We start from the raw sequence: 25,672 nt of genomic DNA, 5'->3' as shown, positions 1-25,672 counted from the left end.
TTTTATGACTGTTAAATCGCTTTTTATTGGCATGGACGGCTCTACGTTCACGGTGTTGGACGAACTGATGTCCGGCCCGGAACCGATCATGCCTGTCTTGGCGGAGCTGGTTAAAAAAGGTGTGCGCGCACATCTGAAGTCCACACCGAACCCTCTGACGCCGCCTGCTTGGGTGTCCCTGATGACCGGGCAATACCCGGGTGTGCATGGGATCTACGATTTTCTTAAAAGCACCGAAAACGACGGAGAGCTTTATACAGAGCTGACCAATTCTCAGGATTGCACCCGTGAGATGATTTGGACCATCGCGTCGCGCCACGGTGTTCGAAGCGCGGCCTTGAACCTTCCGTTCACTGCGCCACCGCCGCGCGACCTGAACGGGGTGATTATGCCAGGCTTTGTGCCGTGGAAACACCTGAGCCGAAACACGCAGCCGCGCGATTTCTACAAACGCATGAAGGTCGACCTTCCCGGCGTAGAACCCAAGCAGCTTGCTTGGGACTTCCAGCATGAAGAAAAATCGGTACAGCATCAGTCAACCGACCAACAACGTGACTGGGTCACCTATCACTTGGCGCGCGACGAAATGTGGTTTGAGGTCGCCAAATATGTGATTGAAAACGAGAAGCCGGGTCTCATGGCTGTCATGTTTGACGGCACAGACAAGTTGCAGCATCAGGTTTGGCCCTACCTTGATCCGCGTCTTGCCCCGGCCGAGCCGGATGCAACATATCGGGAAATGCGCGAGGCGTCTTTGCAGTATTTCCGGAACATGGATCGCTACATCGAAGGGCTTGTGGCGCTGTGTCCGGATGCACAGGTTGTTCTCGCCTCTGATCACGGTTTCACGGCCCAGACTGCGGTCTTCAATGCCAATACGTTTCTGGCTCAAAAAGGATATCTGTCGTTCCGCAGCGCCGCAGAAATTGAGGAACTGGCTGGAAAAAGCGGGTTCCTTACGCCTGTCGATGTCAGCGCGTCAAAAGCCTATTGCCGGACGCCCTCCACCAATGGGATCTACATTCGCAAAGCCTGGCTTGGCGAAGAGGGCGGTGTTGCAGAGGAGGACTATGAGGCGTTCCGGGATCAGTTGATTGCCGAATTGATGGCCGTCATCGATCCACGTACCGGAGAGCCACATGTGCTCGAGGTGCTGAAACGTGAAGAGGCCTTTGCCGGCCAATCCATGGAAAAGGCACCGGATCTGACTTTGGTGATGGTGGACAGTGGTTTCCTGTCGCTGAAGAAGGCCGAAGAAGCCTTGGAGCCGCTTGATCCACCCATCGGAACGCACCACCCGGATGGTATTTTTGTCGCCTGCGGCCAAGGCATCCAAGAAGGTGTCGAACTTGCTCCGCTGCGCATCGTGGATGTGGCGGCGATCCTTCTGCATCATGCCGGTGTCTCTGTTCCCGTCGACTTCAATGGCAAGGTTCCAGAAGGCCTTTATACCGCTGAGGCATGGGCCTCAAACCCGGCCCAGATCGGAGAGGCGACAAAAGTTCCCTCGCATTTGGTCTCTGCAGAAATGTCGGAAGAAGAAAAAGCGCTGCTGATGGAACAGCTCGCCGCCCTTGGTTACGCAGAGTGACGGCAGAAATATGCCTCGTGTAGTGGTCAATGACGTGTCCTTGAATGTCACCTTGCTGGATCAGCAGGGTGACGCCCCGCGTCAGGATTTGGTCTTTTGCCATGGTCTTGCTTCGTCCATGGGGTTCTGGCCCATCGAGCTTTTGACGGCACTGCGCACTCACTTTCGCATTGTGATGTTTGATCAACGCGGCCACGGTCGATCGCAGGTGTCCGCTTCGGGCTATTCCCCCAAGGATCTTGGCGGCGATCTTTTGGCGCTCATCACAGCGCTGGATTTGCAGCGGCCACATCTGGTCGCACACAGCTTTGGGGGTGTTGCGGCCCTGGCGATGCTGGCGGATCACCCCGAGGCGGCGAACAGCCTGATCTTGCTGGACAGTCAAATCGGGATGGGTCGAGACGCGGCTGCAGCCACAGATCCGTCGGCCAAAGATGCCGAACTGATTTCTGCCCTCGCCGATATCGGTGTCACATTTGATCCTGCGGATCCATTTGCGGGCCTTCATCTGATTACCGGTTTGGCGCAGCGGCGATTGTCGGGGCAAAGCATGGAGAGCGAGGATGCGCGGGTGCAGTTTCTCGTGCGATCCGTGCAAAGCGCAAAAGCCAAGCGCTGGATGAGCCTTGTCCAAGAGACGTCAGCGATCACCGAAATGACATCCCCGGATGGTTTAAGTCCAGCGCGTTTGGCGGAAATCGGCATCCCTGTCCTTTCTCTTTGTGGCGGCTATTCCGCCGCCCAGCAGTCCGGCAAATTGCTGTCGACGATCTTGCCAAGGTGCAAAACGGATGTGATCTCAGACGCAGGACATTTCTTTGTGGCCACACGGTCTGAAGACGTTGCGGCAAGATGCCTTGCATTTTATCAGCAGCTTGGCTTTGCCTCACCGGAGGTGATGGCATGCTAACGCGCCCGGAACCACGGCAAACCGTGCAGCGGCTTGGGGTGACGCCGGGGCTGGGGCAACAGGATTTCCGTTGTGTTGCAAAAGGTGGGTTTGGCGATGGGGTGAATGCCTATGCGCATTCGATGGCCTGGTTCAAGAACCACCTCTATGTGGGCACAACGCGCGGGAACTTTGCCCTTATGCGGCGACGCTTGCCGATCGGTATGGATCCATGGCCGGTTGAATGTCCGAAGAACCCCTTCGACCTGGGTCTTAATTCTGAAATCTGGCGTTACGACGTGGTTTCAGACGACTGGCAGTGTGTGCGCAAAGCGCCAACTGTGACGGGCAGCCACGGGCGTAAAATTCCGTCCTCATTTGGGCATCGATCCATGCTTGTGCATGAAGATGCGCTTTACTGCACCACGTGGTCGCCCGCCGCAGGCAAAGGGCCCGAGATCCTGCGAAGCGAAAATGGACTGGACTGGCATTCCACCTGCGAGCCCGGATTGCACGGTCTGCCTGTTACGGCCATCCGAACCATGGTGGCCTTCAAAGGCAAGGTTTACACCACGCCTTCGGGGTCCCGCGGCGGAAACCCAAACGTTGCCTCCCATTCTATTGTTTATGAAAGCGATGATATTGCTGGCGGTGAATGGGTTGCGACCAGTGAATTTGGATTTGGGGATGCGGAAAACAAGACCGTTTTTGAAATGGTCGGTTTCGGCGAACATCTCTATGTCGGGACCTTCAATCTCGCTGGCTACGAGATTTGGCGGTCAGACCTGACGGGTCCGAAACCTTACAAATGGGAAAAGGTGATTACGCAGGGCGCATGGCGTGGTCCGGAGAACCAGATTGCCTGCAGCCTCATTCCGTTCAAAGGGGCGCTCTATGTCGGGGGTGGTATTCAGGGCGGCGGCGTTGATACCCAGAACAAAGTGGGCCCCGCAGCTTCCGAGCTGATCCGCATAAATCAGGATGGCACCTGGGATTTGATTGTCGGCAAAGCGCGCCAGACACCGGATGGCTGGAAAGAACCGCTTTCGGGCTGGACCGAAGGGTTTGACAACTGGTTTGCAGGTTATTTCTGGCGCATGGGTGTCCATGACGGGTGGCTCTATGTGTCGACCTATGATTGGAGCGGCACATTGCCCTTTGCGCGGCGCGATCCATGGCCGCAGATGGCGTGCGACATGCTCAACCGCCTGCCCGAGAATTTCATTCCAGACTACTGCGGCGGATGTGGCGTTTATCGTTCGTTCGACGGTGAAAACTGGATGGAAGTCACTTCGGACGGTCTGGGCAATCCCTACAATATCGGGATCCGCAACATCGTCTCGACGCCACATGGCTTGTTTCTGGGCACAGCAAACCCTTTTGGCCCTCGTTTGTGGTCGTTTCAGGACGAAGCTTACCTCCCTCATCCGAATGGCGGTTGCGAAGTGCATCTCGGCAATCTGACTCCCTCAACATCCTCAGTGCGAAGTTAAATTTATGGATTCTCAAAACCTGTTAGAGAAGAGCGGGAAAGACACGGATCGCGCCGCGAAAGCCTTCAGTCGTCCGCCGTTGATCCGGTCAGAGATTGACGGCAAAGACATCCGTCTTGTTGGCAAAGGCGAACAACTGGATGTGACATTGGACGGCAAAGTTCTGACGTCCATTGCGCAGTGGCAATACACGGTCCTTAATGGGCTGGTCGGGCATGGCGGCGATACAATCGAAGGGGTGCAGGAACTGGTTCAGGACCGGTATGGCATTTCGGTCGTGGCTGATGATCTTGCAAAATTCTTCCGTAAGCTGGACGCTTTTGAACTGATCGATGCAGATGAACGTCTTCGCCGTCCACTGGTGGTCAAACTCCTCTCCGACGAAGCGGGCGAAGATCCGGTTAAGGCGGCAAAGACCAAATCTGTCGGCACTGTAAAAGCAGAACGCAAGCCCGGTTTTGCCGTGCTGCGACCGACCTTTATCTTGCGTATGCTGCGGCCGTTCTTTTGGATCGCAAAGCTTGCGATGTTCTTTTTGCCGCCCCTTTTGGTGGTGGCCGCCTTTGATACCTATACGCATTGGGATGCCATTTTGACGTCCTATACGGCTTACAGCCGTAACGAAGATCTGTTCCTGACGCTCTTCCTGGGCCTGTTTAGTGTCAATTTCTTTGCAACTGCAGTGCATGCCTGTGCCGCCTACGAAATGGGCGTCACGGTCGAAGCCATTGTGCTAAGACGGGTTTTCGGAATTCTCCCGCGGCTCGCCGTTCGGCTTGATGACACCGAAAAACTCAGCCGCAGGCAGGCCATGTGGATGCATGGGGCAACCCTTGCCGCGCGCCTGTATGTTGGGGTGGTTGCGGTTTTGCTATATTCGTCCAGTCAGCATTTTGGCGTGGCTGTGAATGAAATCGCCCTGACGATTGCTGTTATTGCCTTTCTGTCCTTCTTGTTGACGGCTTGCCCGTTTTATCGCGGCAGCGGGTACTATCTGATGGCAGAGTTTCTGGACGAACCGAACCTGCGCCCAAAGGCGTTCAAAGCGCTCTTTAATCTGTGGAACCGGACCCGCTACCAGAACAGTGACCCGCAAATTCTGATTGCTTTTGCTCTGGTTTCGATTGCTTATTCACTGATTGTTGTTGGCCTTGCTTTCCTGTTGTTTGGCAAACGTTTCGCTGCCAGCTTGGGGCCTGACGGGCTGATCCTGATTGCTGCTCTTGTCTGCGCGTTTCTTTGGAAAACAGGGAAGCAGCTGCAAAAAACCAATGAGTTCTATTGGAAAAACTATCGCTTTGAGCGGTGGCGGGACAAAACGCTGCCCAGCCAAGCGCAGCGTGACATCGCAGATCGCAGCCGGGTGACCTTCTGGCGGGCGGTCAAAATGATGGCGCTGGCGGGTTTGGTCATTGTCATGCTGCAAAACTACACCTACCGCCCTAGCGGACCGGTGACCATGTTGCCGCAAGCGTTGAGCGAGCTGAGCACGGATCAGGAGGGCATTGTTTCTGAGGTCTTCTTTGCCGGCGGAGAAACGCTGAAGAAGGGCACAGTTGTTGCCAAACTGTCCACCGCAGATCTTGAAGCGCAACTTCGTATCCGGGAAGCGGAGCTCAGCGAAGCCAAAATCAAATATGATTTCGCCAAGTTGCGATGTGATCGAAACCAAAGCCTGTTTGACGCCAAGAGCATTTCCGAAGTGCAGTTGCAGGAAGCCCTGTCTGAATGTGCAGAGGCCGAGGCCGAGCGGCAGATTGTGTTGGCCGAAATTGATCGGCTGAACTACCGGATCGAACGCGCTTCCTTCAAAATGCCTTATGACGGGCAGCTTGGGTCGCTTTATCTGCGGGAGCGGCTTGGCACCTTTCTGGACGAGGGGGCGCCAATTGCGTCGGTGCGTGATACCTCGGCCTTCCGCGTGCGGATGAAACTTCGCGAAGTGGATCTGGCTCTGGTGGAAGAGGGCGCACCGATCGAGGTGCGCGTCTATGCTTATCCGGATGAAGTGTTCTGGGGCGTAGTAGAATCCATTGATCCCGACGTGGCCTCGACAGACCGTGGTCAGCTGATCGAAATGGTTGGAAGCATTGACAATTCCAGCGGGCTTTTGCGCTCGGGGCTGACTGGTGTGGCCAAGACAGCCGGCACCGAAATGCCCATTTGGCGCATTGTGACCCAGGGCATCTATCGTTTCGTAATTATCGACCTTTGGGCGCGCCTTCCCTGACCGTCCGTCACCGTATTCAGACAGTTTTTGAGAGAGACACTATGTTCCAAGACAGTAGCACTGGTAATCACATTATCTGCATCACCATGGACAGCTGCCGGTTTGACTCCTTTCAAGCCGCACGTACGCCCAATATCGACCGGCTGGGAGAGGTGTCGCGGCGCCATTCCTATGCTTCTTGGACCGCGCCATCGCATCATGCGTTTTCCATGGGGCTACTGCCGCACCAAAGCCCGCCCCATATCCTCGCCTCCGAGGTCTACAAAGAAGAGTTCGTGGACTGGGAAATGCGGACGGGTCTGAGCGGGATCAACTTCCAGAACTTCCTGCCACATCTGACTTTGACCAATGTGCTGGAGAACCTCGGTTACGAGACCGTCGGTCGCGTATCCATGCCCGTATTGAACCCAAACACGCCGTTCGCACGCGGTTTCTCGGACTTTAAGCTGATGAAAAACCACAATGGTTTCCATGAGATGGTGGATGAAATGCGTCTGCCCGAGGACGAGGACGAAACCTATTACTACTTCTTTAATCTTGGTGAAACGCACTATCCTTACATGCTGCGCGACGAAAGCCTGCCAATTATCTCGGGTCTGCACGGTGTCGCAAAACGCATGAAGAATGACGACACCCCGATCACCCAGATGAGCTGGGACGAATTTATGACCGAAGACCGTATGAAGGAACTGCGGGACGCCCAAATACGGGCGGTGGAACATGTCGATGAATTGATCGGCGCGATTTACGAAAAAGCAGCAAAAGGGCGAACGCATCTGATCGTCACAGCGGATCACGGCGAACTTTTTGGCGAAGATGGCTATTTTGGCCATGGCCCAATTATGCATCCCAAAGTGTTCGAGGTTCCCTTCATCGAAGGTTTGATCACCTGAGGAGTTGATCGATGTCGCTGCCTCCGCCCATTTTCCTGATTGCGCCACCGCGGTCATTTACCACCTTGGTAAGTGGCATGCTGGGTGTGCACCCTGATGTTTATGGCGTTCCGGAATTGACCATTTTCTACCGGGAAACCTTGTCAGAGCTTTGGACACTTGGGCGGGCAGACACATCCTCTGACACAAGAATGCGGCATGGCATTTTGCGGGCCGTAGCAGAAATTTTCTTTGGTGAGCAGACAGATGCAGCCATTGCAGGGGCAGAGCGTTGGTGCGCGCGGCGACAGGACTGGCACGTCCGCGACGTCTTTACGGAATTGCGGGCTGCGGTTGCGCCATTGCGATTATTGGAGAAAAGTCCCGACTACACGCTGAAGCCTGAGGCGATGTTGCGCTTTTTTGAAAGCTGCCCTGATTGCAAGATTATCTTCCTGACGCGCCATCCTGTCGGCCAGTGCAAATCCACGCTGAGTATCAATGACGGGGCCTATCCCTTCAATTGCAATTCTTTCGCGTTTGAAAATGGCCAGGCCATTTTGGATCCGCAGATTGCCTGGCACGATATGAATGTGAATGTGCTGAATTTTTTGGAAACTCATGTGCCAAAGGATCAATACCTTCGGGTGATGGGGGAGGCTCTGCTTGCAGATCCAGAAGGCGAGCTGAAAAACCTGTGTCGCTGGTTGGGCATCCGCGATGATGAGGATGCGATCGAGCAGATGAAACACCCAGAGCGGAGCCCTTTTGCCAACTTTGGGCCGATCTCAGCGCTGTTTGGCAATGATCCAAATTTCCAGCGCAATCCCCATTTCAAAAAACAACGCGCCAGAACGTTGCCGCCCTTGGACGGGCCGTTACCTTGGCGCAAGGATGGTGCCACGCTGTATCCAGAAGTCCGCGCCTTGGCCGAAGAGTTTGGGTACTGATGCGAAAAACACTCGGTCAGGTCTGCTATCCACGACGCGAGCAGGTGTTTGAGGATCCCGAAAAAGAAGCCTCGCGCCGGTTGGCGGTTATGCAATTTCGACGCAAGCAAGTGGCGGGTAAGGCCCGCGCACATGTGGATCGCATCCTTCGCGAAGATGGTCTGGCGCGGTCGATCGAGGAATTGCATGACAAACAGGGACGACCACCGCCTAATGTGAACCTTGAGAGCCTTGTCTCGCAGTATCGGCGTTTGAACTACCAACAGGTATGGCTGAGCACGATTGCGAGGTCGCTCGAGGAAATTCTGCGGGAGCTGGATTTGGTTCGGTTTCTGCAGGATCGTGCGGCAAGCGAAGAGGCATTGCTGACCCGAAAAGCAGAGCGCGAGGCGCTCTTTGTGGCCTCCGCTGTCGACCGACGCGGGGATGTAGAGCTGCCTCCGAAACTGGTCGCCTTGCTCCGCCAAGAAGTGAAACGTGACATTCGCCGTAAGGAAGTTCGAAACGCCAACCCGGTTCAGGATCGAACGGGCGATTACTACCTTTCAATGCCCCGGCGTATGCAGAGCATTATGAAGTTTCTGTTTTTTGAACATTTACCAGAAGAGCTTGCCCCGGACGAAGCCAAAGATCCCGACACGCGCTACCGCTTTCTGTTCGATGCCTTAACTGAGGTCGAGATATTGAACGGTGAACTGCAGTCGAACCTCTATGAGCTGCAAGAATATGTCGAGTCGGCGGATCTGGTCATGATGCGCTACGAATGAGCCCGCGATTACAAATATGGTGCCTGGATTGCACAGCCCCGCCCACGGATGCAGAGGCGGTCTGCTGGTCACATTTGTCAGCAGTCGAAAAGGAATGCGCACTTCGATACCGGCAGGTTGCGGATCGGCGACGGTATATCTTTGGACATGGAATGGCGCGGCTGCTGGCCAGTCAGTTGTCGGGGCGCCGGCCAGACAATCTGGTCTTGGCGGTTGAAGAGAGGGGCAAACCTTTTTGGCGGAACGTAGATTGTCCCTTTAGCATCTCTCATTCCGGGGCGTGGGTGTTTCTGGCCATTGGCGGCCATGCTCCCCTTGGTGTGGATATCCAAGCCGAGCAAGACCGTACTGATGCAGACGGCATTGCAGAATTTGCCTTGTCGCCAGAAGAGCAAGCCGCCCTTGCCGCCTGTTCTCTCGACCTGCGGCGCAGACTGTTTTTTACCCTTTGGGTCCTGCGTGAAGCGGCCCTGAAGGCGACCGGGCAAGGCGTCTTCGACCTCTCAAGGACGGTTTCGGCTTTGCCTGTCCCACCCTGTGACCAATGGTGCCAAGCCCCGTCTCTGGGCACAACAGGGATATGGTTGCGGATACTGGATGCGCCAGATGGCTACCAAGCCGCGCTCGCAGTGTTGAACCCCGACGAACAACCCGCGCATCCCGAAATGAAAACCTGGGCTGATGCCCGAAAGCTGCTGGTGCTTGCGTGCAATGATGCGCACTTGGCCGAATGAGAAAGGCGAAAAGATGTGGAAAGTAAAGAATTGGGTGTTCTCGGGGCTCGCCTTGGCAAGCATGGCCTGCGTCCCAACCTCCAGCCCAGCGGACGTACAAACCCGTGATATTGGTCAGCGCAGATATATCCTGCTGGACCCAAAAGAAGTGTCCGGCCCTGCGCCGTTGGTGCTGGCACTCCATGGTGGCTTTGGTAGCGCGGAGGGTTTAAGCAAGTCCCTGCCGTTGGAAGGGCAGGCGGCCCAAATGGGATTTCGCGTGGCCTATCTTGAAGGCATCGGCGCCGGCCCGCGCCGCGATCGGGCCCGGACGTGGAACGCCGGTGACTGCTGCGGGCCCGCACAAAAACGCGGGGTGAACGATCTGCGGTATATGAAAGGGGTCATCCGTCAACTTCAACGCGAAGGTCTGGTCAGCTCCGTCAATCTGGTTGGGCATTCGAATGGGGGCATGATGGTGTACCGCTTTCTCTGTGAAAGTCAGTTTCCCGTGGCTTCTGCCGTCATTATATCCGGCTCCAAAATGGTGCCGGGCTGTGATTTGCCCGCAAGGACACGTGTTTTGCTAATCCATGGCAGCAAGGATCGAAATGTGCCGCTGTCTGGCGGCCGGGGTCAAGGGCCGTCGAGGGCAGTTTACACCTCTTTTCGAAACTCTGCGGACCAGTTGAAACGCGGTGGGGCTCTTCTGGAAGAAGAGCTCTTGAGCGAAGCCGGACATCGGCTCGGTGAAATCAATGCGGTCCTCAGGGGGAAATTGCCTCAGCGCGTCGCTACGTTCATGTTTGGCGGCTAGGCAATGGCCGCGGCGCTCCTGCCGTTCAACCCTTTGCTGTCGGAAACACTCAGGCGCTTTTACCAGGCTTCTGCAAGCAGCCGCAGCGTTTCTGCAACAAGAGGTCGGTCCTTGCTTGCCTCTGTAAACACAAAACTCAGGCAGGCCGGGACCGCAACCGACGGGCAGATTGTCAGTCCGAAGCTTTGTTTCTGGTGCAACGCAATTGAATCCCGGCACAGGCTCAGGCCAATTCCGGACCGCACCATTTCCAGCATGGAGGCTTCTTGATCAACCAGCGCCACGATGTTCTGTGGCGTCCCCGCAGCCGCAAATACGCTTGCCAGCAGGCGGTGATGGACTGAAGCTTCTGGGGTGCCAATCCACGGCAGCTCTGCGAGGTCCGCCCATGTTGCGTTCTCCACCCGGTGGTCCCATCCCATCGGGGCCACGACATGGTAATTGAAGTCCGCCAGCCGGATTGAACAAATGGCAGGGTCGGGATGGGTGGCGGGATTGGGCAGGTCATCCGGAGCGCTGAGATAAAAGCCCGCATCGATTTGTCCACGCTTGAGCCAACTGAGGATTGTTCCACTGACACCATGGGCCAGATGTGTCTCGATCTCAGGATGCTCTTGCCGGAGCAGGGCCAACAGGCGTCCCAGACGGATGAATTCTGGGTCGACAATGGTACCCAAGCGCAGCTTTCCAGAAATCCGGCCAGACCGTTGCCGGGCGCTGCGCTGAAAATCACTCATCACGTGCAGCACTTTTTCCGCCTTGGCAAGAACCGCCATACCGTCGTGCGTGATCTGAAGCCCTGCGGGCGTGCGCCGAAATAGGGTCAGGTTGGTTTCGTCGGCAAGGCGCCGGATCTGATGGCTCACCGCTGGCTGGGTCAGGTTCAAAACCTCTGCGGCACGGGACACACTGCCTTCGCGCGCGACAGTCACAAAGGCCAAGATGTTGTTTAAATTAGAAAAACGCTCCATATAAAGAACTGTAATATTGCGTCCTCGGATTTGTCATTAGATTCCTGAGCAAGGCTGACGATTATTCAAGAACAGCCCCTGTTTCGGGAGGGAGCGCTCTTTTGATTACAGGCCACAAGGCCCGCCAAATCGCCGCGACCCTTCCCGCCCGACCCGCAGGGTGAAAGCTGAATTTTTGATGCCGAAGGGACATAACATGACCAGCTCAGACACCCAGTTTCACTATATCGTTGTGGGCGCAGGGTCTGCAGGGTGCTTGCTGGCAAACCGCCTCAGCGCGGATCCCAAAAACCGCGTCTTGCTGTTGGAAGCGGGCAAAGCGGACAGCTACCACTGGATTCATATCCCGGTTGGCTACCTTTACTGCATCGGCAACCCACGCGCAGATTGGCTCTATAAAACCCAACCCGACAAAGGGTTGAATGGCCGCAGCCTACTGTACCCACGAGGCAAGACGCTGGGGGGCTGTTCATCCATCAACGGCATGATCTATATGCGCGGCCAAGCACGCGATTACGAGAACTGGGCGACCCTCACCGGTGAAAGGGGCTGGAACTGGGAAAACGCGCTTGTGGATTTCAAAGCGCATGAGGATCACTACAAACGCGATGACGGTGCGGATCCTCAGACCGGCGACAATGGCTGGTTCTCGGACTTTCACGGATCTGCCGGTGAATGGCGGATCGAAAAGCAGCGTTTGCGTTGGGACGTGTTGGACAGTTTTGCGGACGCGGCGACGCAGACGGGCATTCAAAAGACAGACGACTTCAATACCGGCGACAATGCCGGTGTTGGCTATTTTGACGTCAATCAGCGGTCAGGATGGCGATGGAACACCTCCAAAGCGTTCCTGCGGCCCGCCAAAAATCGTCCGAACCTGACGATCTGGACAGAGGCGCAGGCGGAAAAGCTTGTCTTTGAAACAGGGGTGGATGGCAATCAGCGGTGTGTCGGGGTTCAGATAAGCCGCGCCGGGGAAAGCGTTTGTGCGACAGCGCGGACTGAGGTCATTTTGTCCGCAGGCGCCATCAATACGCCGCAGATCCTGCAACTGTCGGGGATTGGGCCGGCAGATCTTTTAAAGACGCATGGGATCGAGGTGAAACTGGATCAACCCTATGTGGGCCAGAACCTGCAAGACCATCTGCAAATTCGCGCGGTCTTCAAGCTGAACGGCGCAAAGACTTTAAACTCTTTGGCCAATTCTATGTTTGGCAAAGCAAAGATAGGGTTGGAATATCTGTTCAAACGGTCCGGCCCGATGAGCATGGCGCCAAGCCAGCTGGGCGCGTTTACCCGGTCCGACCCCTCGCGGAGCCATGCGAACCTGCAATATCATGTCCAGCCTCTAAGCCTCGAGGCCTTTGGCGAAGACCTCCATGAGTTTCCAGCCATGACGGTGAGTGTCTGCAACCTTAATCCAACCAGCCGAGGGCATGTACGGATTGCGTCGAACAACTTCCGAGACGCGCCCGAGATTTCGCCCAACTATCTGGATACCGAAGAAGACCGCAAAGTGGCTGCCGACAGTTTGCGTCAGGTGCGCAAAATCATGGCTCAGCCTGCAATGCAGCGCTACGCCCCCGAAGAATTCAAACCGGGCACGCAATACCAAAGTGATGACGATCTGACCCGTTTGGCCGGGGATATTGCCACGACGATTTTCCATCCTGTTGGCACTGTTAAAATGGGTCGGAAAGAGGATCCGACAGCCGTGCTCGATCCGAAACTGCGGGTGCGCGGTGTTGGCGGGCTGCGCGTTGTGGACGCGTCGATCATGCCAGAGATCACCAGTGGGAATACCAATTCTCCGACGCTGATGATTGCCGAAAAAGCCGCGCGCTGGATTCTGGAAGACCACGCCTGACCCTATCATAGAACATAAGAACGCCCGGAGGACACATGCGCCATTCGTTTTCTAAACTGCCGCTCACTGGCGTGAAGGTCGTCGATTTCGGCCAGTATATTGCAGGGCCTGCAGTGGCGATGCTGCTTGGGGACCTGGGTGCCACAGTTGTGCATATCGACCCGCCCGGGGGCGCGATGTGGGACAATCCCGCAAATGCCATGCTGAACCGCAACAAGGTGATCTTGAATGTGGATCTCAAGTCTCCAGAAGGGCAAGCACAGGCGCTGGAACTCTGCCAAGAAGCGGACATCCTCGTTGAAAATTTCCGCCCCGGAAAGCTGAGCAAGCTTGGCATTGATTTTGCCGCCCTGCGCGCGGAACGGCCAGAGTTGATCACACTCAGTATTCCGGGCTTCGCCTCCAATGATGAGGCGCGCAAAGAGCTGCGCGCCTTTGAAAGCATCGTCGCGGCCAGCTCGGGCGTGTTTACAGACATGGGGCTGAACCGGGTTCTTATGGGATTGAACCCGTCCTTTTCACCTTTGCCTTTGGCATCTGCCTATGCCTCGCAGATTGCGGCCTCTGCAACGGTATTGGCTTTGCAGGCGCGGCAGGTGACGGGACAGGGCGATCAGATCGAGGTCCCGCTGGCCGCGGCTGTCATGGAGGGGCTGTGCTACAACTCGATCCATGTCGCCAATATGCCCGAACGCTATCTGACACAGCGCGAGATCGAGATCGAGCGGCGCCGGGTGGAAGGGTTGCCCATGAACCTCAGCTATGAGGAACTACAAGAACTCCTCGATCCGTTTTTCCGCAGTTACATGTGCAAAGACGGGCGCATGTTCTACGTGGTCTGCCCCAGCCACAAGAACCACGCCCGACGCTGTCTCGAGGTTTTGGGCATCTACGAAGAACTGGTGGAAGACGGGCTGACCAGTCAGGAAGACACCTATATTCCGTGGGCCGAGTGGGACCACCCAACCTCTCTTGGGGTCTACCCAATGCCAAAGGACTGGGCTGACAAAATCGCGGCGCGTATGAAAGAGGTGTTCATGACCCGCACCTCTCATGAATGGAAAAAGATGTTCGGGCGCGGCATGATTCCGGGTGCGCCGCAGCGTTGGCTGCAGGAATGGGTTCATGATGAATACGCCGAAACCTCTGGCCTGATGATCGACGTCTGGGATCCGATGTACGGAGAGATGACGCAGCCCGGACCTGTTGTCTGGATGGAAGAAAGCGGGGAAGAAGCCCTGAAGCCGGAACCGCGGCGTTGGGTGGATTTTGAGGAAGCCCTGAAGATCCTGCGGAAACACCGCACAGAATTGCCCGACCCCCAGGCTACCGCGCCACGCGAGGGGTGGTTGTCCGGGGTAAAGGTTCTGGATCTGTGCAATGTGATCGCGGGCCCGCACTCTGCAAGCTATCTGGCGCGCTTTGGGGCAGAGGTCATCAAACTGGATCCGGCGCAGCCGATGTATGACAGCTGGAACACAGTGATTTACGGCCTCTCCCAGATGCGCGGCAAGCGGTCGATCCTCGCAGATATAACCTCCAGACACGGGCGCGAGGTGTTCGAGGATTTGGTGAAATCCGTTGACGTGATCGTCTGGAACGCACCCGATAATCAGATCAGCAAAATGGGCTTGGATGCAGATAGCCTGCGCAAGCTGAACCCGGATGCGATCTTCTGCAAACTCGACTGCTTTAGCGGCGTACGGCGTGGAACGCGGACGGATTACATTGGTTACGACGATCTGGTTCAAGCAGCCACTGGCATCATGCTGCGCTTTGGCGGGGCAATGGACCGCCCAGAGGAACACGCGCATGTCGGCACGATCGACGTCATGTGTGGCTTTGGGGGGGCGCTAAGCGTGGCAGCCGCGCTCTATCAAAAGCACCGTTTTGGCCGCATTGGGCGCGGCCGGACGTCGTTGTCCTCCAACAGTGGCCTGCTGCAAGCGCCTTTTGCCTATGACTACAAAGGGCGCGGGCTCTATGACGAACCCACCGGACCAGAGGCCAATGGCTATGATGCATTGACGCGGTTCTACTCCACCGCCTCTGGCAACCACATTCTGCTCAGTGCCTATGAAAGCGATCTGTCGCGGTTTTCAGAGGTTGAAGGTCTCGAAGAGCTGCCCACGTTGCCGGAAGAAGAACGCGCACCCTATCTTGCCCAGGTGTTTCAATCCCAACCCGCAGCAGAGTGGATAGACCGGCTGCGCGCGGCGGATATTGCTGCCACAATTTGTGAAAACCTCGAGGCGTTGCGAGCCGTGAACTCCCGCGCGGCGGATGGCACCCCCGGCACCGAGAATGGGAGCTATTCCTTTTCAGTCTACGCCGATCATCCAAGTGGGCACGAGGTGACACAGCTGGACCCCTACGCGGTGCGGACAACCACTGGAAAGGTCTTTGCGGTCGCCCCATCCGAAAAATTCGGCGCCTCCACACGCGATGTCTTGCGGGGATTGGGCTATGCCGAAGCGGCGATCGAGAAAATGATCGACAGCGGGCAAATCAGCACCTCGTGGTCGGCGGAGTACCTGCCAAGTTGAAGGCGTCGGCATATGCGCGCGGTCAGGTCACCAGAGTGCGCACCCGCATTTGCGCGGAACGACCCTTCGTAAGTCGCGCAATGGCGGACGCAATCGGCCATCTGTTCGGCGGTTGCTGGCATGAACACCGCAGGGCTTTTGCCGGTTTCAGCGCGTATCCCTTGCACAAAGGTAGTCAAATCTGAAACGTCCGTCAGGGGCTTGATCCCAGACGGACCCCTCAATCTGCATCGGCCTGTAGCTGTCTCAAACAGGTGTCTAAAGAGGCTTTTTGCATCGCCTCATAGAGGGCGAATTCATCTATCACCGGTTTGCCCAATGCGGCCTCAAAACTATCGCGGCTAGAGGCCGTTTGATCCTTGCTGCGGGCTTCGTCCCCGAGGTTGGACTGAAAAATACCAGCAGCACTAACGGGCAGAAAATCCTCATAGATGATTGGGCTGAGCGTCAGCGCACCTGCATCCAAAAGGGTTTCGATTTCTGTGCTGTTAGCGGGTGCCGCGCCAAGACCGTACTTGAAATACGCCAGCCCATCGCGATGGAGCGTGCGCCAGTCATCAGGAAAGGCACTAAATACCGCCTCGAGCTTGGCGACATAGGCATCGGCATTTTCCCCACTGGCTGCAGGCAGGATATCGGCCCGGACTTCTGCAAGTAGCTGATCGTACAGCGCGCGCCCTTTCGGTGTCAGTGCCGCGCCGCGGTGTTCGATTTCGCCAAAGCGCGCGGTATGCTGGCCGTCCTGCCCACCGCCCGCCGATGGGAAACGGATCGTCTCATTCAGGGCTTTGAACGCGGTTTGGCGCAACAGGATCGGGCAGCGGCGGCGTGGGGGGCCTTCGACCACCGCTTTGGCTGGCAATCCTTTTGCGACCATCCCGTCTTGCGCGGCGTCAATGTCCAGCGTGCGCGGCGTCAAATGGTTGATATGTGGACCTTTGAAAGACACCACGTCGGCGATCAATCGGTGAGCTTTGATCAGGTCATCAAAGGTTTCCGCGTCCACACAGGCCTCCGGGTGCCAACGGAAAGTTTCCAGAACCGCTGCGACAAACTGCTTGGCGTCCTGTCCGTCCAGACCGCCCTGGGCTTCGGCCTTTTCAGTCAGCTTTATGGCGTCGTCCGTGAAGATCTGACGTGCTGCCAGAACCTCTGTCGCTTTGGCGCGCAGGGTTTCATCTTCGATCAACTCAAGACGCAACAGCGAGGTGAAGACCCGAAAGGGGTTGGCGGCCAAAGCATCGCGATCTGTAGGGCGGAACGCGGTAGAGTGCACAGGCACGGACGCGACGGACAGATCATAGTACCCAACCGGCTCCATTCCCATCACTGCAAAGACACGCGCCATCATGGCCAGTTCCTGTGGTGTGCCAAGGCGGATTGCGCCATGGCGCTCTGCGCTGATGCGTGCGGTGTCCTCGCCTGGGGTGAGAGCCAGCGTATCACTGCCTTGGGCCAGCAGCCGTTCGTTCACATCTTCGACGATTTCAACGAGGGTGCCGTAGGCCGGAACTTCTTCTTTATACATTGCGGACATCGCAGCGGCAAAACTTGCGCGAATTTCATGCGGAGATCGGTTCAAGGTACGGTCTTCCTTTTGGCCGTTTGGCGTGCACCGGTGAAATATGTCAGTGCCGCGCCGGCAGAGGTGGTCCTGGAATGTAGACCAGTTTTCAGCCGTTTTAAGCTGGATCATGGGGTCATTTAAGCTGCTTTTCATTGTCTTTGTATTGTTGGCATAGGCCTCATGAGGGCTCAATACACCGTGTGTCAAATGCGGGCGTGCCAAGTTATAGTCGCGCAGCCCCTTGCCGATCCCGACGCACATTTTTGATCCCGTCTCAAAGGCGTTCAGGTATCTGAAGTCATGTTTTTTTTGGGCCGCCACAACCGTTAGATCATGCGGTTGTCCCGCCATGCGTCTCTCCCGTCTGTAATCGGCAGTGAATTGGCAAATGCCAATGTCACGAGAGGGGCGTCGCCGCATTCTCTATCGCGGCGCGTTTCCTGGGCCCGATCTGGGGCGGATGGACACAGTATGTCTTCGACAGTTCAGTAGGCGGTCATCGGGCTTTCGCCGCCCCACTGGGGCGACGGTCCCTCTTCACTTTCCCCGTGGTTCGCTCAACGTGCAACCTTGGCTTTGAACGCAAGCGAAGGGGTCTTTGGTTTCTTCATTTGGATCACGTCTTGCCTCATGCGATCCATGTTAACGACGGGCCAAAGTTTCTGCGACCCCCTCAGCTGCTCGGCATCAGTCCTGAGGCTTGATGGAACCTGTGCGGTCAGAACCGCGAAATGCCGAAGGCCGAGAGGTCTTCGTTGGGTGTTTCACCCAGGATCGACCGCGCGGTCAGGTCACCGGATTTTGGAGCCATCATCAGACCATAATGGGAATGCCCGAAATTCAGGAACAGCCCGGTATGTTTCGGCATCTCGCCCAATACCGGAAGACTGTCCGGAAAAGATGGGCGATGCCCCATCCAGGTGTCGGGCGCGCCGGGAGGCAAGGCTGGGAACATTTTGCGGGCGATGCGCTCCATCCGGTCCAGCGTGCGCGGATTTGGGGGAGCGCCGATAGGGCCAAACTCGGCCTGGCCCGCGACCCGTAATCCCCCCGCCATTTGGCTCGCCACGACTTTGCAATCCACATCAAGCACAGAGTTTTGAACCTGCAGGCCGGATTGGCCAAATTGCACATGATAGCCACGCTCGGCCATGAGAGGCACTGAGATCCCAAGCTGTTCCAGCAGGGGTTTGCTCCAAACTCCCATGCACAACGCGACCTTTTCAGCGTGAAAGCTCTGCTGCGCGCAGGTGATTTCCCATTCGGTGTCTTTGCGTCTTAGGGATTGAATGTCGTCAGATATGAACTCGGCCCCAAGGGACTTGGCTTTTTCAGCAAGGACCGTGGCGATCTGACCCGGTGCCAAAGCACGGGCCTGATTGTGGATCAGGATGGCGGCCTGAAACTCGGGCGACAGGTCCGGTTCAATGGCCCGGAGCTGGTCCGCGCCCACCAGTTCGATGTCAGCGCCGGCCGCGGCTCGCAATTGGTTGTCGAGCCCGTTGAGCGTGGCACGGCTGCCATCGCGAAAGGCATGAACATACATGCTGTCTTGCATCAGGTACTCGTGGCCCGTGCCCTGCAGAAGCTTGCGATAAAGGTCGACAGAGGGGCCGCACAGCGTGAACATCCCTGCCGAGATCGCCCGGACCTGTGCTTCGGTACCGAGACTCAGAAAACGCAGCCCCCATGGCACCATCGCAGGCCAGCTGGACCAATGGATGGCCAGCGGGCGGGTCGGGCCAACCATGAGCTTTGGAATGTTTTTCCAAAGACCGGGGCTGATTTGCGGAATGATCGACCAGGGCGAGATGACGCCCGCATTTCCGTAAGACGTTTCTTGGCCGGGCGCTCCGCGCTCGATGATGCGGACTTTGACACCGCGCTCCAAGAGCGACAGCGCGGTGCAAAGCCCGACAATCCCAGCGCCGAGAACCGTAACAGGGCCTTTGGCATCAGGCCGCTGCATGAACGCGCCCCCGCAGCAGGATTTGACTGATGATTGCAGGCGAACAGATCGCAAGCGCCAGCAGATCGGCCTGCCAAGATGGTGCAATGAACACTAGGCCAGCAACTCCCGCAAGGACGCGGAAGACCATACCCATCGGCGCGAGCCAGTATCCGACAACAGCCGCCGACAATGCGATCACACCCGCCACAGCGCTGGTGGCGGTATAGCTGAACTCAACCCAGTTGAACCCGGCCGAAGAGACAAACAGCAGCACCGGTGCATAGACAAAGGCCATGGGGGCCACAACCTTGCCGAGGCCCAGGGTAAAGGCGCTGATGCCGGTGCGGAACGGGTTGGAACCAGCGATGGCCGCCGCCGCATAGGCCGAGGTGCAGACCGGTGGCGTGATTTCGGCCACAACACCGTAGTAGAGCACGAACATATGGCTCGCGATTGGCGGGATGCCCAGCTGTGCCAGCGCAGGCTGCGCCACGCTCACCAGCATGATGTAAAGCGCTGTGGTCGGAACCCCTGCGCCCATCAGGATACAGGCCAGCGCAATAAAAACCAGGCTGATGAACAGGGTCAGATCCTCGATCGAGAACATCTCGAAACTGCCTATGCTGAACAGGCCGTGCAGATCGGTACCAAGGTTGCTGGCAGCTTGGGTCACCATAAAGCCGATCCGGAAGCCGACGCCGGTAGTGTTGATGACGCCGATAACAATGCCCACCGCAGCCGAGGCCGCGCCCACTGCCAGCGCATATTTCACACCGGTTTCAAAGGTTTCACTCATTTGCGGCAGGGTCGTACGGGCTTGCGGGTTGAACACCGCCAGCACGGAACCAAACGTAAGGATCAACGTCATGGTCAGATCAAACCCACCATTGGAGTATTTCCAGAGGACAAAGGCAATGAAAGCCGCCGGATAGATCCAGGTGAGCGGCAGTTTGTATCTTGCCATACCTGCAATGATCGCCAGCGAAATGCCACAGAAGGCCGACATATAGGGCGTGTATCCAGAAAACAGCACCCAAAGAAGGCCGACGATGGGGATCAAGTTCGCCCAGCCATCTGCCCAGACCGCGCCCAGCTTTGGCAGCATCTCGCGGGACATGCCTTGTAGGTTCAGGCGACGCGCCATCAGGTGCACCACTGTGAACACGCCAACATAGTGCAACAATGCAGGGAAGATCGCGGCGATGACAATCGTGGTGTAAGAGACCTCGAGGAACTCGGCCATGATGAAGGCGGCAGCGCCCATGATCGGCGGGGTGATCTGTCCGCCCGCACTGGCGGCAGCTTCGACGCCGCCTGCGAAATGGCCGGGGTAGCCCAAGCGTTTCATGTTCGGGATGGTCAGCGCGCCGGTTGAAACGGTGTTTGCAACCGACGATCCGCTGATGGTGCCGAAAAACGCCGAGGACACGACCGAAACCTTGGCAGGGCCACCGGTATAGCGGCCAGCAAGGATGGTGGCATTGTCAATGAACAGCTGCCCAAGCCCTGTGCGTTGCGCAATCACACCAAACAGCACGAAGTGGAACACGATGGTTGAAACCACCCACAGGGTGACGCCATAGATGCCTTCCTGCGGGAAATACATAGAGCTTACAAAGGTTCGGAACTTCACACCGGGATGCTGCAGGACGCCGGGAAAGATTGGGCCAAACAGCGCATAGCTCATGAACACACAGATAATCAGCGGCAGCACCCACCCAAGCGTCCGTCGGGCAATATCAAGCACCAAAAGGATGATAATACAGCCAAAAACCATGTCATAGTTATTGGGATTGCCCATGCGGTAGGTCTGTTCCTCGATGCCGAGCCACGACACGCCGTGCCAGGCAAAGCCAAGATACAATGCCGCACACACACCAAGACCCATCAGAATGATATCGTAAATTGGGATACCGCCAGGGCTTCGGGGACCGGGCTGATAGGTCAGAGATGACTTGGTGCGGATCGCAGGAAACAGGGCGTAGACAAGGATGAACAGGCCAGACAGGTGCCAGCCCATATGCCAGTGATCCGGCGGCAGGGCGAAGCCTGCGGTCATATAGTGATAGAAGGCAAACACCAGCGCGACCGCGCGCAGCGCATGCCCCGCTTTGGGGCCGACCCGCCGTGTCGCCATGCCTTCATCATATTTCTGTTCAATTTCGGCAAGCTCTTCCGCAGAAGGCGTGTGGTCGATCCCAGACATTTTGTACTCTTTTCTTCTTCTGAGAAATCGGGCGGCAAAGGAGGAAGATTTTTGCCGCCCGTTTCTTGGTTCACTCAAATGGGGAGAATTATTTGAGCGCACCAACCTCGCGATAGAACTTCTCAGCGCCCGGATGCAGGGGCACGCCAAGCGCCAGGATGCCATCCAATGCGGTGTCGAGCGTGATCTGCTTGCCCTTGGCGTGACCATTGTCCAGAAGCTTGCGGGTGTTGTCGTTCCACAGGGCTTTGGTGATGCCATAGACCAGCTCTTCCGAGAGGTCGGAAGACACGTTCAGCAGGGCCGAAACCGCTGGGGTCTTCACGTCGTAGTCAATGCCGTCATAGACACCGCCGGGGATCATTGATGGGATGTAGGCCGGGATAATTTCGTTGATCTTGGCCATGTCTTCGTCTGAGAAGCTGTGCAGTTCCATACCCTTGGTAGAGGCCAGCTGCACCATGGCAGAGACCGGCCAACCGGCCGCATAGAAATAGCCATCCAGCTGACCATCAGCGAGCCGTTCGGCTGACTGGCTGTTGTTCAGCTCGGCTTCGCTCATGTTGTCCCTGGTCACGCCCCAGGCTTCGAGCATCTGCAGCACGGCAACTTGGGTACCCGACCCCGCCTGCGCGATGCCAACGCGTTTTTCGGCCAGATCGCCGAGATCACCAATTGATGAGCCTTTGGGCAGAACCAGGTGCAGATCTTCCGGGAACAGGTTTGCAACCACACGCAGTTTCGGGTGCGGTTTGCCTTCAAACTTGCCTTCACCCAGATACATCGAACGGGTCACGTCGGCGGCAGCTAGGCCTGCTTCCAGCTCGCCGTTTTCGACGGCTGCGTTGTTAAAGACGGATGCGGTGGTCGACTGCGCGATTGCGATCAGGCCTGGGACGCCACATTGGCCGCCCTGATCGCAGGCCCGCGCGCCGGGCGGGGAAGAGATGCCATTGGCGATTGTGCCGCCGATGGGAAAATAAGTACCGCCCGCACCGCCGGTGCCAATGCGGAAGAAGGTGGGGTCCTGTGCAAACGCAGCGCCGGCGAGAAGGGTCGCCGCAGCGGTTGTGCAGAGTTTGGAAAAAATGGTCATTTGATACTCCCTGTGTGGTCAATTTTTATTGAGGCCGAGCTTAGGAAGGAGATTTCATAGAAACAAACTTGAATATCTTTTGTTTTTCAAAGTTTCGCTTATGATTGTCGCATGAACTTTACGTTGCTCAGTAGTTTTCGCGCCGTCATGACCTCGGCCAATCTGTCCGAGGCCGCCAACAAGCTTGGCCGGACGCAACCTGCTGTAAGTGCAGCAATAAAAACGCTGGAAGAACAGCTTGGCCTGAAACTTTTTGACCGCGTGGGACGCCGAATGGTGCCCGTTCCAGAGGCCCAATATCTGCTTGCAGAAGCCGAGGAAATTTTGTCCCGACTAGAGCGCGTGCGGCTCACAATTCGCGGATTGGTTGATGAAAAGACAGGCAATCTGACCGTTGCAGCGATGCCGGGGCCCGTTTCTGCGCTGTTTCCACGGTTTATCGCAGAGTTTCTGGACCCCGATGCGGACGTAAATGTGTCTTTGGCGGCGCGAACCTCGGCCCAGATCGCCGAACTTGCCCGCGCCCAGAACATTGATTTTGGCTTTGCTGACTATCCAGAGCACGCTGAGTCGGAGACATTGTTCGAGGCTGAATTGCTGACCGGGGCCTGTTTCGTCGCGGTTCCAAGAACCCATCGTTTGGCGCAGGTGGAGGCGGTCAGCCTCAGGGATCTTGCGGGTTTGCCCATGGGCACGCTGCCTCAGGCGCATCAGCATCAAAAAGAGGTCACCGCAGCCTTTGCGCTGCAAAAGCTCAGCCAGAAGGTTTCCGTCGAATGCCAGACCTTTCATCCGATCCTGCAGTTCATTGGCTGCGGGCGCTGTTTCGCCATCGTCGACCCGCTGACCGTGGCGCATGTTCAATTGTCACCTGAAATAGGCAAGGATGTAGCCATTCGCCCGCTCAGCGAACCATTGCTCTATCGCTACGCTATGATATCCCCACGTTATCGTCCGACATCAGCCCTGGCCGAACGGTTGAAATCAGCCTGGAAGGAAGAGGTCGAACGCATCCTTGACGCTTTCAGTGCAGTGCAGGATTAACACTGTGTCAGACGGTCGGCGCGTTTGTGCGCGGCGACAATTAGGTCTTAGGTCACGCGACCTCCACGCAATTCACAAGGAAAATGATTATGTCTCACAAGCGCATTATGTGTTTTGGCGACTCGCTCACATGGGGGTGGATTCCCGTAGAAGAAGCTGTGCCCACAACGCGTTACGCGCCGGATGTCCGCTGGACGGGTGTTCTGCAGGCGCAGTTGGGCGATGATTTTGTGGTGATCGAGGAAGGGCAAAGTGCCCGAACGACCACAATCGATGATCCCGCGGACCCGCGCTTGAATGGCAGCGCCTATCTGCCGTCCGCCTTGGCAAGTCACATGCCGTTGGACCTTGTGGTCATTATGCTGGGCACCAATGACACCAAGGTACATTACAAGCGCACGGCCTTTGAAATTGCCATGGGTATGTCCAAACTGATTGGGCAGGCGCGCGGTTGTGCGGGCGGCGTGGGCACGACCTATCCCGCGCCAGAGGTTCTGGTGATGGCCCCGCCGCCGCTCGGGACGATCCGCCATCCGCATTTTCAGGCACAGTTCGAAGGCGGCTATGAAAAATCTGCCGAACTGGGCGGGCTTTATGGGAACCTCGCGGATTTTTTGAAGGTACACTTTATGAATGCCGGTGACCACATCAGCACAGATGGGATTGACGGAATTCACTTTGACGAAGCGAACAACCGTGATCTTGGCGTTGCTGTGGCCACAAAGGTACGGGGCATTTTGGACAGGGTTTCCAACGCAGATTGAGCATTGAAATGGCCCGGGCGACGACGCTGTCCTCCGGGCCAAAGTGGCTTAGTTGTAGACGTTGCCACGCGCTTTTTCGAGTCGGTTCAGGATGTCATCCAGATTGTCCGGGAAGACCATGAACTCTTGAAATCCTTCCATCGCAATCGCGGCCATTTCGGCAGGGGTGTCTCGGTCGAAGTACTGCGCAATGCCACCGGGCGTTTGCGATGACAGCATCTCAAAGCCTTGGTTCAGCATTTCGTCGTCATCAACCGAAGACTTTGCATTGACTGGCAACTGGCCCAAGGCATCTCCAGAGTTGATGTCGGTCTGTACATCGGTGGAAACCACATAGCGCAGGAAGGCCCGCGCAGCGTCCTTGTTCTGCGCACCCGCTGGAATATGGAACGTGTCCGTGGGCGCATCTTCGGCCAGCGGTACGTCGGCATCCAGGATTGGGAAGCGGTAGTAATCCAGCTTGCTGTCATCCAGACCCGCTTCCCGCAGCGGTGCCACGGCAAAGTTCCCCATCAGATAGGCGGTCGCATCGCCATTGACCATGAACGGAAGCGCTTCCTGCCAGCTGTAAGACTGGTGGTTGTCGATAAACGCACCCATATCGATCAGTTCACGCCAATGGGCAAAGGTGGCTTTGACCCGGTCGTCGGTCCAGGCGATTTCGCCGTTGGTCAGTGCCATGTGGAAGTCATAACCATTGAGGCGCAGGTTCAGGTAGTCAAACCAGGCAGCAGTGGTCCAAAGGTATTTTGTGCCGATGGTGAAACACTTCCGGCCCGAGCCGATGATTTTCTGGCAGTTGTCTTTGAACGTGGCCCAATCTGCGGGCTCTTCGAGCCCCAATTCCCTGTGGATATCTTCGCGGTAGTACAGGCCAACCTGATAATAGGTGTACGGCACACCAAACTGCTTGCCCTCGATGGTCACCGCACTTTTGGTCGATGCTAGGTTTTCGGCAATCTCTGGCTCGGCCCAAAGGTCCGAGACATCCTCAAACAGGCCCGCATTTACATAGGGACGCATCCGGTTCGCCGCATACCAGGTGGCGACATCCGGTGCGTTGGCCGTGAGGAAGTTTCTGATCTGGGTTTTATAGGCTTCGCGGTCGATAATGGTCAGTTCAACATTCAGCTCCGGGTGTAGCGCGTCAAAATCAGACGCCATTTTCTCCATCACCGCGCGAGGGGCGGGGTTCGACATGTCCGAAAAAATCTTGAGTGTTCCGGTTAAATCAGCAGCCTGCGCAGACGCACAAAGGCCAGTCATCAAAGCCAGACCCGCGGCCGTACCTTTCAGAAAATTCATGGTTTCCTCCCATTTGAAATACTTGCTCATTGG

The 25,672-nt window shown here is 56.7% G+C and carries 19 protein-coding genes; 13 read left to right on the top strand and 6 right to left on the bottom strand.

Annotated features, from left to right (window positions below):
- Positions 1–4 precede the first annotated feature (4 nt).
- The 9 genes from TRM7557_RS09665 to TRM7557_RS09625 are packed head-to-tail and all read left to right on the top strand — an operon-like array spanning position 5 to position 10,322.
- The gene (locus tag TRM7557_RS09665) at positions 5–1,591 is read left to right on the top strand and encodes an alkaline phosphatase family protein (protein ID WP_058290010.1); all 1,587 of its coding nucleotides are present in this window, start codon (positions 5–7) and stop codon (positions 1,589–1,591) included.
- Positions 1,592–1,601: 10 nt separating this feature from the next.
- Positions 1,602–2,501, top strand: a complete 900-nt coding sequence (locus tag TRM7557_RS09660) for an alpha/beta fold hydrolase (RefSeq protein WP_082626579.1) — start codon at positions 1,602–1,604, stop codon at positions 2,499–2,501.
- On the top strand, positions 2,495–3,973 hold the full coding sequence (locus tag TRM7557_RS09655; RefSeq protein ID WP_058290008.1) for a hypothetical protein: 1,479 nt from the start codon (positions 2,495–2,497) through the stop codon (positions 3,971–3,973). Before TRM7557_RS09660 ends, TRM7557_RS09655 begins: the two co-directional genes overlap by 7 nt.
- A gap of 4 nt (positions 3,974–3,977) precedes the next feature.
- Positions 3,978–6,203, top strand: a complete 2,226-nt coding sequence (locus TRM7557_RS09650; RefSeq protein WP_058290007.1) for an efflux RND transporter periplasmic adaptor subunit — start codon at positions 3,978–3,980, stop codon at positions 6,201–6,203.
- Positions 6,204–6,244: 41 nt separating this feature from the next.
- Positions 6,245–7,096, top strand: coding sequence for a sulfatase-like hydrolase/transferase (locus tag TRM7557_RS09645; RefSeq protein WP_058290006.1), 852 nt, complete (start codon positions 6,245–6,247; stop codon positions 7,094–7,096).
- 11 nt (positions 7,097–7,107) lie between these two features.
- Positions 7,108–8,025, top strand: a complete 918-nt coding sequence (locus TRM7557_RS09640) for a sulfotransferase family protein (RefSeq protein ID WP_058290005.1) — start codon at positions 7,108–7,110, stop codon at positions 8,023–8,025.
- Positions 8,025–8,792, top strand: a complete 768-nt coding sequence (locus TRM7557_RS09635; RefSeq protein ID WP_058290004.1) for a hypothetical protein — start codon at positions 8,025–8,027, stop codon at positions 8,790–8,792. The genes TRM7557_RS09640 and TRM7557_RS09635 overlap by 1 nt, the downstream gene beginning before the upstream one ends.
- Complete coding sequence (locus tag TRM7557_RS09630) at positions 8,789–9,526, top strand: 4'-phosphopantetheinyl transferase family protein (protein WP_082626578.1); 738 nt, start codon at positions 8,789–8,791, stop codon at positions 9,524–9,526. The genes TRM7557_RS09635 and TRM7557_RS09630 overlap by 4 nt, the downstream gene beginning before the upstream one ends.
- Positions 9,527–9,539: 13 nt before the next feature.
- Positions 9,540–10,322 (top strand): CE1 family esterase, encoded by a 783-nt coding sequence (locus TRM7557_RS09625; protein ID WP_165592447.1) that lies wholly within the window; start codon positions 9,540–9,542, stop codon positions 10,320–10,322.
- A 59-nt stretch (positions 10,323–10,381) separates the two neighbouring features.
- On the opposite strand, the gene TRM7557_RS09620 is transcribed toward TRM7557_RS09625, so the two are convergent.
- A complete protein-coding gene (locus TRM7557_RS09620; RefSeq protein WP_328586544.1) occupies positions 10,382–11,263 on the bottom strand; it encodes a LysR family transcriptional regulator in 882 nt (293 codons plus the stop codon).
- A 226-nt stretch (positions 11,264–11,489) separates the two neighbouring features.
- Between TRM7557_RS09620 and TRM7557_RS09615 the strand changes: the two genes are divergently transcribed.
- Together TRM7557_RS09615 and TRM7557_RS09610 are read left to right on the top strand one after the other, a co-directional pair.
- Positions 11,490–13,160: a GMC family oxidoreductase gene (locus TRM7557_RS09615; RefSeq protein WP_058290000.1), complete on the top strand. Its 1,671-nt coding sequence runs from the start codon at positions 11,490–11,492 to the stop codon at positions 13,158–13,160.
- Positions 13,161–13,195: 35 nt separating this feature from the next.
- Positions 13,196–15,706 (top strand): CoA transferase, encoded by a 2,511-nt coding sequence (locus tag TRM7557_RS09610; protein ID WP_058289999.1) that lies wholly within the window; start codon positions 13,196–13,198, stop codon positions 15,704–15,706.
- A 220-nt stretch (positions 15,707–15,926) separates the two neighbouring features.
- Here TRM7557_RS09610 and hglS read toward each other — a convergent pair whose 3' ends face one another.
- From hglS to TRM7557_RS09590, 4 genes are all read right to left on the bottom strand, one after another.
- Positions 15,927–17,288 carry a 2-oxoadipate dioxygenase/decarboxylase HglS gene (hglS, locus tag TRM7557_RS09605; protein ID WP_235811448.1) on the bottom strand — a complete coding sequence of 454 codons (1,362 nt, stop codon included), beginning with the start codon at positions 17,286–17,288 and terminating at the stop codon, positions 15,927–15,929.
- Between the two features lie 703 nt (positions 17,289–17,991).
- On the bottom strand, positions 17,992–19,242 hold the full coding sequence (locus TRM7557_RS09600) for an NAD(P)/FAD-dependent oxidoreductase (protein ID WP_058289998.1): 1,251 nt from the start codon (positions 19,240–19,242) through the stop codon (positions 17,992–17,994).
- Positions 19,229–21,430: a TRAP transporter permease gene (locus TRM7557_RS09595; protein WP_058289997.1), complete on the bottom strand. Its 2,202-nt coding sequence runs from the start codon at positions 21,428–21,430 to the stop codon at positions 19,229–19,231. The genes TRM7557_RS09600 and TRM7557_RS09595 overlap by 14 nt, the downstream gene beginning before the upstream one ends.
- Before the next feature lie 88 nt (positions 21,431–21,518).
- Positions 21,519–22,526 carry a TAXI family TRAP transporter solute-binding subunit gene (locus TRM7557_RS09590; RefSeq protein WP_058289996.1) on the bottom strand — a complete coding sequence of 336 codons (1,008 nt, stop codon included), beginning with the start codon at positions 22,524–22,526 and terminating at the stop codon, positions 21,519–21,521.
- A gap of 111 nt (positions 22,527–22,637) precedes the next feature.
- On the opposite strand from TRM7557_RS09590, the gene TRM7557_RS09585 reads away from it, so the two are divergent.
- Both TRM7557_RS09585 and TRM7557_RS09580 read left to right on the top strand, forming a co-directional pair.
- Positions 22,638–23,570, top strand: coding sequence for a LysR family transcriptional regulator (locus TRM7557_RS09585; protein ID WP_074942013.1), 933 nt, complete (start codon positions 22,638–22,640; stop codon positions 23,568–23,570).
- An 89-nt stretch (positions 23,571–23,659) separates the two neighbouring features.
- Complete coding sequence (locus TRM7557_RS09580; protein ID WP_058289994.1) at positions 23,660–24,334, top strand: SGNH/GDSL hydrolase family protein; 675 nt, start codon at positions 23,660–23,662, stop codon at positions 24,332–24,334.
- Positions 24,335–24,382: 48 nt separating this feature from the next.
- Here the strand turns inward: TRM7557_RS09580 and TRM7557_RS09575 are convergent, their stop codons facing one another.
- Positions 24,383–25,639 (bottom strand): ABC transporter substrate-binding protein, encoded by a 1,257-nt coding sequence (locus TRM7557_RS09575; RefSeq protein WP_058290026.1) that lies wholly within the window; start codon positions 25,637–25,639, stop codon positions 24,383–24,385.
- Positions 25,640–25,672 lie beyond the last annotated feature (33 nt).

Source organism: Tritonibacter multivorans (assembly GCF_001458415.1).
Classification (GTDB): Bacteria; Pseudomonadota; Alphaproteobacteria; order Rhodobacterales; family Rhodobacteraceae; genus Epibacterium; species Epibacterium multivorans.
This window is presented reverse-complemented; position numbering and strand designations above follow the sequence as displayed.

Excerpts from the sequence above, each read along its gene's own strand:
- TRM7557_RS09665 (WP_058290010.1), top strand. The coding sequence starts at position 5 with ATGACTGTTAAATCGCTTTTTATTGGCATGGACGGCTCTACGTTCACG.
- TRM7557_RS09660 (WP_082626579.1), top strand. The coding sequence starts at position 1,602 with ATGCCTCGTGTAGTGGTCAATGACGTGTCCTTGAATGTCACCTTGCTG.
- TRM7557_RS09655 (WP_058290008.1), top strand. The coding sequence starts at position 2,495 with ATGCTAACGCGCCCGGAACCACGGCAAACCGTGCAGCGGCTTGGGGTG.
- TRM7557_RS09650 (WP_058290007.1), top strand. The coding sequence starts at position 3,978 with ATGGATTCTCAAAACCTGTTAGAGAAGAGCGGGAAAGACACGGATCGC.
- TRM7557_RS09645 (WP_058290006.1), top strand. The coding sequence starts at position 6,245 with ATGTTCCAAGACAGTAGCACTGGTAATCACATTATCTGCATCACCATG.
- TRM7557_RS09640 (WP_058290005.1), top strand. The coding sequence starts at position 7,108 with ATGTCGCTGCCTCCGCCCATTTTCCTGATTGCGCCACCGCGGTCATTT.
- TRM7557_RS09635 (WP_058290004.1), top strand. The coding sequence starts at position 8,025 with ATGCGAAAAACACTCGGTCAGGTCTGCTATCCACGACGCGAGCAGGTG.
- TRM7557_RS09630 (WP_082626578.1), top strand. The coding sequence starts at position 8,789 with ATGAGCCCGCGATTACAAATATGGTGCCTGGATTGCACAGCCCCGCCC.
- TRM7557_RS09625 (WP_165592447.1), top strand. The coding sequence starts at position 9,540 with ATGTGGAAAGTAAAGAATTGGGTGTTCTCGGGGCTCGCCTTGGCAAGC.
- TRM7557_RS09615 (WP_058290000.1), top strand. The coding sequence starts at position 11,490 with ATGACCAGCTCAGACACCCAGTTTCACTATATCGTTGTGGGCGCAGGG.
- TRM7557_RS09610 (WP_058289999.1), top strand. The coding sequence starts at position 13,196 with ATGCGCCATTCGTTTTCTAAACTGCCGCTCACTGGCGTGAAGGTCGTC.
- TRM7557_RS09600 (WP_058289998.1), bottom strand. The coding sequence starts at position 19,242 with ATGCAGCGGCCTGATGCCAAAGGCCCTGTTACGGTTCTCGGCGCTGGG.
- TRM7557_RS09595 (WP_058289997.1), bottom strand. The coding sequence starts at position 21,430 with ATGTCTGGGATCGACCACACGCCTTCTGCGGAAGAGCTTGCCGAAATT.
- TRM7557_RS09590 (WP_058289996.1), bottom strand. The coding sequence starts at position 22,526 with ATGACCATTTTTTCCAAACTCTGCACAACCGCTGCGGCGACCCTTCTC.
- TRM7557_RS09585 (WP_074942013.1), top strand. The coding sequence starts at position 22,638 with ATGAACTTTACGTTGCTCAGTAGTTTTCGCGCCGTCATGACCTCGGCC.
- TRM7557_RS09580 (WP_058289994.1), top strand. The coding sequence starts at position 23,660 with ATGTCTCACAAGCGCATTATGTGTTTTGGCGACTCGCTCACATGGGGG.
- TRM7557_RS09575 (WP_058290026.1), bottom strand. The coding sequence starts at position 25,639 with ATGAATTTTCTGAAAGGTACGGCCGCGGGTCTGGCTTTGATGACTGGC.